Annotated in this window: 11 protein-coding genes; 6 read left to right on the top strand and 5 right to left on the bottom strand. The window is 37.8% G+C overall.

Annotated features, from left to right (window positions below):
* Both istB and KMW37_RS20200 read left to right on the top strand, forming a co-directional pair.
* Positions 1–809, top strand: an 809-nt coding sequence (istB, locus tag KMW37_RS20205; protein ID WP_246581583.1) for an IS21-like element helper ATPase IstB, incomplete at its 5' end; no start/stop codon positions are given.
* Positions 810–862: 53 nt separating this feature from the next.
* Positions 863–1,207, top strand: a complete 345-nt coding sequence (locus tag KMW37_RS20200; RefSeq protein ID WP_215226456.1) for an HNH endonuclease signature motif containing protein — start codon at positions 863–865, stop codon at positions 1,205–1,207.
* Here the strand turns inward: KMW37_RS20200 and KMW37_RS20195 are convergent.
* Both KMW37_RS20195 and KMW37_RS20190 read right to left on the bottom strand, forming a co-directional pair.
* Complete coding sequence (locus KMW37_RS20195) at positions 1,204–2,043, bottom strand: hypothetical protein (RefSeq protein WP_215226453.1); 840 nt, start codon at positions 2,041–2,043, stop codon at positions 1,204–1,206. The two genes, KMW37_RS20200 and KMW37_RS20195, sit on opposite strands and share 4 nt — an antisense overlap.
* A 65-nt stretch (positions 2,044–2,108) precedes the next feature.
* Entirely contained in the window at positions 2,109–3,356 is a 1,248-nt protein-coding gene (locus KMW37_RS20190; protein ID WP_215226452.1) for a tyrosine-type recombinase/integrase, read from the bottom strand.
* Positions 3,357–3,488: 132 nt separating this feature from the next.
* Between KMW37_RS20190 and pssA the strand changes: the two genes are divergently transcribed.
* The 4 genes from pssA to KMW37_RS20170 are packed head-to-tail and all read left to right on the top strand — an operon-like array spanning position 3,489 to position 9,937.
* Positions 3,489–4,187: a CDP-diacylglycerol--serine O-phosphatidyltransferase gene (pssA, locus tag KMW37_RS20185; RefSeq protein ID WP_215226451.1), complete on the top strand. Its 699-nt coding sequence runs from the start codon at positions 3,489–3,491 to the stop codon at positions 4,185–4,187.
* Positions 4,177–7,452 carry a type IX secretion system sortase PorU gene (gene porU, locus KMW37_RS20180; RefSeq protein WP_215226450.1) on the top strand — a complete coding sequence of 1,092 codons (3,276 nt, stop codon included), beginning with the start codon at positions 4,177–4,179 and terminating at the stop codon, positions 7,450–7,452. The genes pssA and porU overlap by 11 nt, the downstream gene beginning before the upstream one ends.
* Positions 7,449–8,663 carry a type IX secretion system outer membrane channel protein PorV gene (porV, locus tag KMW37_RS20175; protein ID WP_215226449.1) on the top strand — a complete coding sequence of 405 codons (1,215 nt, stop codon included), beginning with the start codon at positions 7,449–7,451 and terminating at the stop codon, positions 8,661–8,663. Before porU ends, porV begins: the two co-directional genes overlap by 4 nt.
* Entirely contained in the window at positions 8,663–9,937 is a 1,275-nt protein-coding gene (locus tag KMW37_RS20170) for a M16 family metallopeptidase (protein ID WP_215226448.1), read from the top strand. The genes porV and KMW37_RS20170 overlap by 1 nt, the downstream gene beginning before the upstream one ends.
* Here the strand turns inward: KMW37_RS20170 and KMW37_RS20165 are convergent.
* The 3 genes from KMW37_RS20165 to KMW37_RS20155 are packed head-to-tail and all read right to left on the bottom strand — an operon-like array spanning position 9,934 to position 12,201.
* Entirely contained in the window at positions 9,934–10,890 is a 957-nt protein-coding gene (locus KMW37_RS20165) for a glycosyltransferase (protein WP_215226447.1), read from the bottom strand. The genes KMW37_RS20170 and KMW37_RS20165 overlap by 4 nt on opposite strands.
* A gap of 8 nt (positions 10,891–10,898) precedes the next feature.
* Positions 10,899–11,810 (bottom strand): GNAT family N-acetyltransferase, encoded by a 912-nt coding sequence (locus tag KMW37_RS20160; RefSeq protein WP_215226446.1) that lies wholly within the window; start codon positions 11,808–11,810, stop codon positions 10,899–10,901.
* Positions 11,800–12,201 (bottom strand): sugar 3,4-ketoisomerase, encoded by a 402-nt coding sequence (locus tag KMW37_RS20155; protein WP_215226445.1) that lies wholly within the window; start codon positions 12,199–12,201, stop codon positions 11,800–11,802. The genes KMW37_RS20160 and KMW37_RS20155 overlap by 11 nt, the downstream gene beginning before the upstream one ends.
* Between the last annotated feature and the right edge of the window lie 177 nt (positions 12,202–12,378).

Genomic DNA, 12,378 nt, shown 5'->3' with positions numbered 1-12,378 from the left:
AAAAAGGAATCCCATATTCCCGACCACGAAAACATCAGGGGGGCATCCACTTACCAATAAACAGAACAATGATGAACAGTAACCAGACAGTAGAAAAACTCAGACAGATGAGGCTCAGCGCCATGGCGGATCTCCACCACCAGCACATCGGCAGCAACAGGTTCGCCGACTTTACCGCCGATGAATACATCGCCCTGCTGGCAGACCACGAATGGGAAGACCGGCAGCACAAGAAAATGGCCCGGTTGATCAAAAAGGCCGCCTTCAAACAGAAAGCATCCGTTGCCGATATCGATTACAGCCATAACAGGAACCTTGACAGGAATATGTTCTCAAGGCTTGCAGGGCTTGGCTTCGTGGACAAAAAGGAAAACATCATCATTACCGGACCTTCGGGGGTGGGCAAAAGCTATCTGGTACAGGCCTTGGGAAACCAGGCCTGCCTAATGGGATACAGGACAGTATACAGCAGCACCTCAAGGCTGCTGTCAAAACTCAAGCTCTCCAAAGCCGACGGAACCTACCTCAGGGAGCTGAGGAAACTCCAGAATACCGATGTCCTCATCCTCGATGACTTCGGATTGCAAGCTTTTGATGCGACGGCAAGGGAAATCGTTTTGGATATTATTGACGATAGGTTTACAGAAAAATCAACCCTTGTATCCTCCCAATTGCCGGTATCCACCTGGTATGATATCATTGGTGAAGGGACCATCGCAGATGCCATACTGGACAGACTCGTAAACTCTTCCCATAGAATAGACCTCAAGGGAGAATCTTTGAGAAAGGGAATCTTGAAAAATGAATAAAAAATGACCTTCTTTAAATGATCTTTCTTAGTGGCACGGTTTGACCGAAATCACTGGCATGGTCAGACCGAAATAGCCAAAAGATAAGAAAAGCTTACATTGAAGCTAATCCAATTTGTGAATTATGTAACCAATTCGGGATAGTTAACGCTGGTGTAGTAGTGGATCACATTATACCAGTCTCCATTGCAGACCATCTTAAATTTGACACTGATAACTTTCAAACTCTTTGTGAAGATTATAATGGTGCTAGTAATTGTCATAGCCAAAAGACGGCCTTACAGCGTAATATAACCACCATAGAGGACTATGTAAATGAAATGGATGGAGGTAAGTTAATGTATATATGTACTGAGGATAAGAGGGATAGATTGATTAGGAAGATGAGGGGAAATTAATCTGTAGTATTTATACTAGGATCTCTACCCTCATATAATAATTTAACGTTTTCCCTTTCAATGAGATGTTTAGGGTTTACGTTGTATAAAAACCTATTCTTTTTTAAAAACTCTAAAGTATCTGGACTTACATTATCCCTTCTTGATGCAATATAATAGTATAAATATACTCTTTCTTCCTTACCCATTACTGCCTCAAGATCCACCAAGTAATTTGATAAATTATTTACCTTAATAAATCCTAAAATCAAACTTAAAACCCTAAAATACTTACCAAAATTCACCTCATTACCAACCGCTTTAAAAACAAATTCAGTATATTCAATATCTATAGTTTCAAATGAAAAATCTTTTGGTCGTGGCTTAAATTCATAATCGTTATTCCAGTTACTTTTATTATAAGTTGTCCATTTACCACCTTCTTTAGTCCAATCTTTTATATGCTCAATCACTAATCCAAAAGCTTGATCACCTTTCAAATTCTGGTTATTAAATTTATAGGAAAATTCGTCTCTAGTTTTTATATAAATATCGAATATTTTAAAAAACCTATCATCAATCTTATCTCTATGATATTGAGAATTTTGATTGTATAATTGAATATCAAATTGTTCCTTTTGAACAATGAATTGATATTGTTGAAATAAAAGAGTAAGCACCAATAAAAAAGTACCTTCAATACCAAACAAAAAGCTATAATGATCTTTTAATTCAATACTTTCACTACTATCTGAATAAAAATATCCGATTATGTCGCAAAAATAGGAAGGGTTTAAATACAAGCAAATTGTTAAAATCAAAGAAGCCACACCAAGAAAAAGAATTAAATACCTCATACTTTCTTTTTAAAAATTTACGTCCACACCAAATATAAAAAAAAGAGGGTAACTAAAGCCCCTTATTATATTTTCAAATCAGTATATTCCTCAAATTCTTTCTCAAAGTTCAACCCCAAATAATCTTGAGTTATACTAATATCACTATGCCCTATCAACTTACTTACAAAGTAAATATTTTTCTTATGATCATAGATCATCCTTGCAAATGACCTTCTAGCAACGTGACTTGTTATATTACCACACACTGGAATATAACATATACCCTCATTATTAATCACCTCAACCTTTCTCTCACATTTTACAATAGCCTTATAAAAGTAATTTATAGCTCTTTTTTCACCCATTCTAATCTTACTTGTATATTCTTCTGGAAAATCAAATTTAAGGCTTTGTGCAAGCTCCCAAGCATACGTATTGCCCAATGTGGGTATGTTTACTACTTTATCAGTCTTGAAAGAATAATAACTAAAGCTATATGATTGATTATTAAAAGGATCTAGCTTTTCTTCAATTATATTCTTCTTTACCATCTCTGAAATTCGCATTCCAGTAAAGCACCTAAACAAGAAATATTTTAAATATTTAATTTGACTAGGTAATCTTTTAATATCTGTTAGCGGATTATCATCAGTATCCATTGCATAATCATATAGCTTCCTAATTTCATTTTTAGTTAGATATATTTTTTCCTTATCCTCTTTTAAAAATTTAAATTCATTCAATGATGGGATAGGTTTAGAAATTCCATTGGCTTTGTAATAGCTGTTAATTGAAGATTTTATTTTAAAAAGGTAAGTCTTAATACTACTATCTTTCAACCCTTCCTTTCTACAATAATTGATAAAATTTTGAAAATTGGTAAATAGATTACCTTCAACATCAAATTGATTTTCCTTGGCGAAATTTTCGATTACTTCAAGGGTATATTTATATGAATAGGTGGTATTGTTGGAAATAGCAGAATCAACTTCATATTGCCTCATCTTCTCCTTTACCACTTCAACAAGATTTGATTTACTATTAATTGCTTTATTGGCTTTAACACCGCTAATAACCCTATCTACATCTACCTTAGTAAGGTTTTCAATCTGGTTAATATTATCCTCAATATTTGATAGCCTATCATTTAATTTCTTATAATCTTCTTCACTCCTTCTTATTCTTTGTTGTGATTGATCCCAATTTTTGGTCAGTAACTTGATACCTAATCCCTTAACTATCATCTTACCATTTATCCTTATCCTAAAGACAATGTTATTTTGCTGGTTAGGTTTTGATTTAGCATATTTGAGGAAGAAATAATTAGCCATCTTTAATACCCTTCTTTTTTAGTGTAACATAAAGTGTAACAATTATACAAAAAAAGTAGTAAAAAACAGTTATTAAACCGCCTTAAAAGGCTTTCAAACTATGTTTTATTTCGTTGGTAAAAACGCACAATTTTGAGCATCAAAAAGCATATTCCAAATGCCATTACCAGTCTGAACCTGATCAGTGGTATGGCAGGCATTTTCTTCGTACTTGATGGAAGGATCCTTTATGCCACCTATTTTATAATCGCTGCAGCCATTTTCGATTTTCTAGATGGAATGGTCGCTAGATTACTCAAGGTCCATAGTGAGATTGGAAAGCAGTTGGATTCATTGGCAGATATGGTCACTTTTGGAGTCTTGCCTTCATTTGTCATTTTTAAAATGCTAATGGATGCCTTTCCAGGTAGCCATATTCCTTTTCTCGCCTTTTTCATTGCTGTGCAGTCGGCCATGAGACTGGCAAAGTTCAATATTGACAACAGACAAACCGATCAATTCATAGGGGTACCCACTCCTGCTAATGCCCTACTTTTATGTACCTTGCCTTTTCTTGCCAATAAATTTGGTTGGGCAGAGGGTTTCATTTCTAATGGCTATATATTACTTGGATTTTCTATATTAATGGCTCTGATGCTTACTATAGAACTTCCACTAATTGCTTTAAAATTCAAAAACTTCGGTATCAAGGACAATGTATTCCGGTATATCACTATCCTTATTGGCTTAATAAGTATTATTTCTTTAGGAATTGCCGGTATTCCATTTGTCATTATGGGTTATATTTTGCTTTCTTTGGTGGAGAGTTGGATAAAACCGCATGAAATTTAATCCTAAAACAACATTTCTATGCCTATTGACTGGCCTGATAATTTGGTGCCAGTCGGTAGAGTTATATGCCCAATCCAACTACTACAAATTTCCTGTAACCCAATCTGGCATTTACAAAATCGGTCAGGCCGAAATGCAAAAAATAGGTGTTTCGAATATCGATAACATAAGCATTTATGGCAGAAAGGGAATGTTGCCCCAAAAACTGGATCCAAAAGATTTGCAATTATGGGAAATACCGGGCAAGATAATAAATGGTGAACTTTTCATATTCTTGGAAGGCCCGCACTCCTTAGAAGTCAGCGCAGACTCTATTTCCTATCAGCATCATATTTATACTGACACCTGTTATTATCTAATTGAAGCCAATAATGAATTGGCCCTGAGAATTGACGAAGCTGATTATCCCAGCGAAGATTCAGCCCAAGACTTGCTCTATAAGATCTATGCCCATAAAAAAGAGGTACAAAATCTTTTGTCTTCGGGAAGGAAATGGTATAGCAATAGGCTCTTTCCCGGGGGAATTTCGAGTTTCAATATCAATATCGATGCATATGACCAAGGACCAATCTATTTTCAAACCAGGGTCATGGCCCAGTCCTTTTCAAACAGTTCACTCAGCATCAGAACAGGATCCAATACTTTTACAAATATAAATATCCCTGCCGTTCCCAATTCAACCTATGGACTCAAAGGACGCGAGGGATTTGATTACGGTTTCATGCCCCATACTGAACTTGGGGCTATCTCCAGCTTTAACCTTGAAATGACAGGTAGCGGCTCGAATGGTACTGGCTTTCTGGACTATTTCCTTCTGGGCTTACCTTATAATTCTCAACAACTTGAAAACGGTTTATATTTCGCTCTCGGTGAAAGTCCCAAATCCATTAGACTAAGAGAGAATTATTTCTATTGGAATGTAAGTAATATCCATCAACCAACACAAATAAAATCTTCTAGCTCCTATACATCTCTGGCCAAAGGGCAAGCCCTAGCAGTGTTTAGACCTGATATGGTGCCCAATATTTCAAATCTTCAAACCGCAGATTTAAATAGTCGAAATAATAAAGGGCAGGCTGAACTCATCATTATCACCTCTCCTTCCCTACTTTATCAGTCCAACCGTTTGGCTGATCATAAAAGACAAAAAGGAATTAGTAGCCAAGTCATAACCACCCAAGAAATTTATGACGCTTACAATTACGGTACTAGGGATATTTCAGCTATCAGGAACTTTCTGGCTGATCAATATCATGCTTCTGGTCAACTAAAAAATGTGCTTTTCATGGGCAAAGGAACTTTTGACTATAAAAACATCATTGATGGCCGTCCTAATTTAGTGCCAACCTATAGTTCTAGAAACAGCCTTAACCCATTGACCTCCTACAGTTCAGATGATTACTTTGGATTTCTGGACTTTGGCCAAGGAGAATGGACAGAAAACGAGTCAGGTGACTCACACTTAGCTATTGGAATTGGCAGAATACCAGTGATCAATCCACAGGAGGCAAAAAATGTAGTCGACAAAATCATCCAATATGAAAGTTCCAATCAACAGTTGGGAGATTGGAAATCCAAACTCCTTTTTCTGGCGGATGATGGCGATAATAATATTCATTTGAAGCACAGCGAAACTCATATTCAGACCATCAGAGAACAGCATCCTGCGTTTATCGCTGAGCAGCTATACTTGGACAATTATGAGCAAGTTCGGGATGGAGATTATCAAACTTCCCCTTCAGCTAAATCAGCATTAAACGAAAAACTGGAGGAAGGGGTATTTTTGCTAAATTATATTGGCCATGGTAATGAAAACACCTTAATGGCTGAGCGAATTTATCAAACCAGCGACCTACAAGACTGGCCTGAAAGTGACCATTATCCAATTTTTGTTACAGCCACCTGTGAGTTTGGCAGGCATGACAGTCCATTTATCCGTTCAGGTGCTGAGGAATTATTAATGGGACAAAAGAAAGGGGCTATTGCCTTATTGACCACAGGAAGGCCAGTTTTCAGCAGTATCAATTTCGAACTCAACAAAGCATTTATAGCTGCCCTTTTCAGTCAAAACAATGGGCAGTACCTCAGTCTAGGCGATATATTTAGAGTTACCAAAAACAATAGCCTAAATGGTCCTTATAATCGCAATTTCTCCCTTTTAGGGGATCCTAGCTTAAGCTTGGCTTTACCCGATTTGGGAGTTGAAACTGCTATTGAAACACCTGAAGTAAGCATTTCGGTCGATAGCCTAAAAGCAGGAAATAAAGTACTTTTAAAAGGTCAGGTTGTTGATCCGATGACAGGTGCATTGATGCAGAACTTTGAGGGGAATTATAAACTGAGCCTCTTAGATCAGGCCATTGAGGCAGAAACCTTGGGAGATGAGGGGCCAGCAGGGAAATTCTTAAATGAGGAAAACAGCTTGTTTAGGGGAATTGGAAAGGTGATTTCCGGAGAGTTTGAAGTCGAGGTATTGATCAGCCCACAAATTCACGAAAGCTTTGAAAAAGGGAAAATCAGGGTTTTCGCCACTGATTCAAATAGCAGCATTGAGGCTTTCGGAGCTAGATCAGTCATTATTGGAGGTATGCCCGATGAAATTCCAATGGATGAAACTGGCCCGACCATTCGACTATTTGCAGAGGATAGCTTAAAAAACATTCATACTATTTCATCTACTCAAGTTCGTTTTTTAGCAAATATCAATGATGAAAATGGCATTCAACTCTCCAATACCCCAGAAGGTAAAAACATATCCCTAAAGGTTAATGGAAATGCCCCCATTGACATCAGTCGGTTCTATCACTCCATCAATGGTTCTTATAAAGAGGGATTTATAGATACCAAAATCAATGCACTTCGGGAGGGAATTAATATTTTGCAGTTAACTGCTTATGATAACCTTGGCAATAGTAATACGGAAAGCTTGGAAATAAGAGTAGAGGGCAGTAACAGATTAAGAATCTTGGAACATATAACTTATCCTAATCCTACCAGTAATATCAGCCATTTTTATATCAAACACAATCGTCCAGATGAAAACATAAATTTGCAGCTTAACATATATAATATGATGGGCAGCATAATATATTCAGCAAATAAACGTTTAGTAAAAGCTGAACCCGAAATCATAGATCTAGAATGGATATTTTTGCGTGACATCACCAAAATTCCCGCAAAAGGAACTTATATTTACAAATTACAGCTATTCAGTGAGGAGGATGGAACTTCCGACCAAGCTATTGGAAAAATAAATATTCAATGAAGATATCAAGTGGTTATTTAAAAGGCTTTATTTTTTTAACTGGACTAAGCTTAACAGTTTTTACTGCTAAAGCTCAGCAAAACTCGGTTATCCTTTCTGGTCAGGATGATGGCCGAAGAGTACTTATTACAGCTGTTCCCTTCTTAAATTTCGCACCGGACAGTCGCCACTCTGCAATGGGTGATGCGGGAGTAGCCACTTCACCAGATGCCAATTCTGCACATTGGAATGCCGCAAAACTGGCTTTTGTAAAGGACAAAATGGGCTTTTCATTGTCCTACTCACCTTGGTTAGGGAAATTGGTACCTGACATGTCCCTAAATTATCTTTCGGGGTATATGAGAATCGACGATATGTCCACCTTTGGACTAGATCTCCGCTACTTTAATATGGGCGACATCCAGCTTACGGATGGATTCGGTCAGGATATTGGACAATTTAATCCACGAGACATTGCGATAGGAAGTACCTACGCCAGAAAATTATCGCAGCATCTTTCTTTGGGAATATCTGCACGGTTTATTCACTCCAACCTTTCTGGTAATATCAGTTCAGGTGGAGGCAGTGACAGCAAACCTGGAATTAGTGTTGGAGTTGATGTGGGAGTATATTACAACAAAGAAGTACTATTTGGAGGAAAAGAGGCCAATTGGTCCCTTGGTGCCAATATTAGCAATATCGGTCCAAAAATCACTTATAACAGTGCAGATGATCTGGATTATATCCCCACCAATCTACGTTTAGGTACTGCCCTAGAAATCGCATTGGATGACAACAATGATTTGACATTTGCCTTTGACATCAACAAACTGCTCATCCCTACTCCACCTATATATGACCGAAATGAAGATGGCTCACTTAAAACAGATGCTGATGGAAATCCCATCATCCTGAAAGGCAAGGATCCTAACAGGCCTTTACTGAGTGGAATGTTCGGATCATTTACAGATGCTCCTAATGGGTTCAGCGAGGAAATGCAAGAATTGATGATCTCATTTGGCGTGGAATATGAATACGCTGAAAAATTTGCCGTTAGAACGGGATATTTCCATGAAAACAAAAATAAAGGTGGAAGACAGTATTTCACCATGGGCGTAGGTTTTGACATCAAGCGCTTCGGCTTTGACTTCTCCTACCTTGTACCTCAAAAACAAAATCACCCACTGGCAGAAACGCTTCGTTTCTCCCTAGCTTATAATATACCGCAGTGATGAAAACTCTCGATCGGTCCAAAGCTCCAGAATTCAAAATTCCAGAGCATATAGAATTGATAAAACCTGAAAAGCGGACTCTAAAAAATGGAGTCCCTTTGTATTTTATTCCCACACCAGAAATCGATGCGATTAAACTGGAAGTCATCACGCTTTCGAACAAATCGCTATTGAAAGAAGAAGATTCATTGGTACCTTTCTTTGCCTTGCACATGCTCTTGGAAGGAACCAAAAAAATGAGCTCACCCGAACTGGACCATTTCTTTGACCATTATGCCTCTGAAGTGGATATTATCTCTTCTTTTGAGCAGCAGGGTATTTCTCTGCTGACCACTAAAAAGCATTTCGGCAGTGTCCTACCTGTATTCAGGTCTCTGCTTACTGAAGCGGTTTTCCCTGATAAGGAACTGGAGAAAAGGAAATCCCAAAAAGCTCTTACTATTTCACTACAGCTAGAACAAAACGGGGCCAGGGCCAATCAGCTTTACAGAAAAGCCATTTTCGGCACTGACCATCCTTATGGTTTTATTGCAGAGGAAAAGCATGTCAATGCCGTCACTCCTAAAAAATTAAAGGATTTCTATCAGCACAAATTTCTGGTTCAACCAGAGATATTTGTCATTGGCAATTTGAATGAGGTTGAAATTGAGAACATCATCTCTGAATTTGAAAACTTGGAGATCATAGAATCCCCAAAAGAAAGCACTGATTTTCAGATCTGGCCAGAAAAAAGACTAAGTGAATTAAAGGAAAAAGCAGTTCAATCCAGTATCCGCTTGGGCCAACACCTTATCCCCAAAACCCATCCGGATTATCATGCCCTTACAGTGTTCAACACCATCTTAGGAGGATATTTTGGAAGTAGGTTGATCAAGAATATCAGAGAGGACAAGGGCCATACATATGGCATTTACAGCTCAATTGGTAGCTTGGAAAAATCCGATTATTGGCTGGTCATGGCAGATGTCCAAAAGGGCTATGCAGATGAGGTCATAGAGGAAGTTTATAAGGAAATTGAACTGTTGAAAACTATTCCAGTTGGAAAAGAGGAATTAGAAACCGTCAGGAATTATATGATTGGACACTTCCTGTCCAATTTCAGCAATGCCTTTGACCTGATAAACCGCTTTAAGGGAATTCATCATGCTGGCTTGGATTATGATTTTTACGAAGAACAACTGAATTATTTCAGGTCCTTCACTCCCGAGGAAATCATGGAGGTTGGCCAAAAATATTTTGAGAGAGAAAATATTATTGAGGTGGTTGTAGGTTAAGATTGAGTGTAAACTCTATAGACAAAGGAGAGATCAAATTTTAGGAAAGCCCAAGCTTTAAGAAAAATAAAACCAAGCCCTTTCGCTCCTGATTTTCCGGCAAGTTCCAACAAACTTTGAGCAACCTCAAAATTTGCAGAGGCAAGGGCATGCTTTGCCTCATGCTTGCACCTGAATGCTAAGGCCAAATTCTCTTCTTTAGATTGATTCATTTCAGCAATCTTTTGACAAACGCTGTAGGTTGACCAAAGCATTCTGGATGCATGGGCTTTGTATTGTTCCCTAGCAAATGAGGCCTGATGCAGCCTTTTTTTCACCCCAATATGAGGGCTAAAAGCAAAACTATATTTTCGGGCAAGCCTCACGATAATATCAAAGTCCTCATAAACCAAGTTTTCATCATATCCTCCCTCCTTTTTTAAAATACTCGAACGAAAAACCATTGTTGGCGTACACAAACAGTAATTCCTGACCACCTCTCTATAAACATTTCCATTGGGTCTCCAATCGACTGGCAGGTATTTATTTGAAAACGGAAAAAATCGAGATGTCTTTTTCGTTTCCTCATTATACAAAACTGCATTGGAAGAGCACAAAGCAGACATAGGTGTACTTTCTAAGGCTTTTACAGACGATTCAACATGCTCAGGAAAAAGCACATCGTCCCCTGAAAGATCTATGATATAGTCTCCATTTGCTAATCGTAGGGCCTCATTAAAGACCTGACAATAATTGATAGCATTGGGATAAAAAATGGTTCTTACCTGATCTAGAAGTTCTTTTTCCTTCAACCAAGCATGGATTTTACCTTTGCTAGCATCTGTACTGCCATTGTCTACAATGATGAGCTCCAAAGCATCGTATGATTGACTTAGTACACTATCAAGAGACTCTACAACAAAATCTTCCTGATTATGACAAATACATATTATGGATACCAATGCTTTTCCCATCCTAAATTTTAGAGCTCTAAAACCCAAGTTAATTTATTGGCATTGGCATTGGCAAATTTACTTTTGAAACGGATGAGACTATGGTTTGCCTCCCCATCAAGGTCTGAAGAGCCAAAATCAATAAAATCAACTCCCAAACTATCTCCCAGCTGTATAACTTCCAAGATCATGGCTTCTCCACTATAAGCCACCTGAATATGGGGATTAATAGCCGGAAGGTAATAATACAGGCTATTACTGGTCAACTTCACACACAGCACATGGGAAACAGGTATTCCGTCTTGATAAATTGAAATCAAAAAATATCGATCAGGGAAACTACTGATCTGATTGATCAAACTTTCTTCTTTTACATTGTATTCATGGCCCCTGATCTTACGCCACTGCTTGACATCCTTCAAAAAATTGAAATTCTCAATGCTTCCAAGCTCCGTTGTATAGCCGAGTTTTTTCATCTTCTTTTTATGCTTGGGAATTTTGGCCATTAATAAGCCCTTGATAATTTTCCTGTCTTCTAAGAATTGGTGCAAAAGCATTCCCTTAAGAACAAAACCCATGGAAGATAGGATATAATGAATCAGGGGGTTATTACTTTCATACAGATCTGGAGCCTGCACCAATTTAAAAGACCTGCAAGAAAGGGATTTTAAACCAATGATCAATTCCTCTAAAAAATACTGGACAGCTTCAGAGGATACTTTTTTCTCCACCCAAAAGCCACCAAAAGGTGTGTTTTTAAGTGATACAGCCTGACCGTCTGGGAGCAATACGAAATACAGTATCATTTTGCTCTTGTTTTTCTTGAGAAGCTTGGCACAAAAATACCTGTCTCCCTTTGCCAATATTCCTTCTTGCAAAAAGTAATCATGGACATCCATCGGATCTTCATGAATTACAAAATCATAGTTCTTAGGATCCATTTTGGAGTTTTTCAAAATCAACTTTATTTCTGATATAATCGGCTTCTGAGAAAGGTTTACTGGAGAATACCAATAAGATACTATTGGCGTCGAAAGTAAAACTGGACCACACCAAGGAGGGTAAATAAAGGGCTTCAGCCGGATTATCCAATTCAAACTGATATTTGACACCTTCTAAATCCTCTAAGTCCACGCTTACCTTGCCCTGCAAACATATGGTGATCTGTTCATCAGAATAATGAGCATGCACACCTCTTTTCTCACCTGCCGGTACCCCTGTTATCCAAAAAGAACGCGCTACTTCAAAAGGAAAAATTTCCTGGCTCCAAAAACAAAGATCTCCAGAATCACGCTTCACTGCTCCCAAAGAAAAAACATAAGGTTCAACCATTCTAATTACTAAGTATATCGCTTTCTTAAATTATAATACCAGTGGCTAATTTAAATATTTTCACCATGCCTCCTTACTTTAAGTATAAAGAATTAGAATAGCTTTTTCAAATATTCCATTTCATCAAAATTAAGGGCATTATTGGCCAATATTTTTGTCTATCCATAAAAGAGGTTT

Source organism: Echinicola shivajiensis, assembly GCF_018642165.1.
GTDB lineage: Bacteria > Bacteroidota > Bacteroidia > Cytophagales > Cyclobacteriaceae > Echinicola > Echinicola shivajiensis.
This window is presented reverse-complemented; position numbering and strand designations above follow the sequence as displayed.

What these genes read in the sequence shown, in the direction of transcription:
- KMW37_RS20195 (WP_215226453.1), bottom strand. Translation starts at nt 2,043, where the DNA reads ATGAGGTATTTAATTCTTTTTCTTGGTGTGGCTTCTTTGATTTTAACA.
- KMW37_RS20190 (WP_215226452.1), bottom strand. Translation starts at nt 3,356, where the DNA reads ATGGCTAATTATTTCTTCCTCAAATATGCTAAATCAAAACCTAACCAG.
- porU (WP_215226450.1), top strand. Translation starts at nt 4,177, where the DNA reads ATGAAATTTAATCCTAAAACAACATTTCTATGCCTATTGACTGGCCTG.
- porV (WP_215226449.1), top strand. Translation starts at nt 7,449, where the DNA reads ATGAAGATATCAAGTGGTTATTTAAAAGGCTTTATTTTTTTAACTGGA.
- KMW37_RS20170 (WP_215226448.1), top strand. Translation starts at nt 8,663, where the DNA reads ATGAAAACTCTCGATCGGTCCAAAGCTCCAGAATTCAAAATTCCAGAG.
- KMW37_RS20165 (WP_215226447.1), bottom strand. Translation starts at nt 10,890, where the DNA reads ATGGGAAAAGCATTGGTATCCATAATATGTATTTGTCATAATCAGGAA.
- KMW37_RS20160 (WP_215226446.1), bottom strand. Translation starts at nt 11,810, where the DNA reads ATGGATCCTAAGAACTATGATTTTGTAATTCATGAAGATCCGATGGAT.
- KMW37_RS20155 (WP_215226445.1), bottom strand. Translation starts at nt 12,201, where the DNA reads ATGGTTGAACCTTATGTTTTTTCTTTGGGAGCAGTGAAGCGTGATTCT.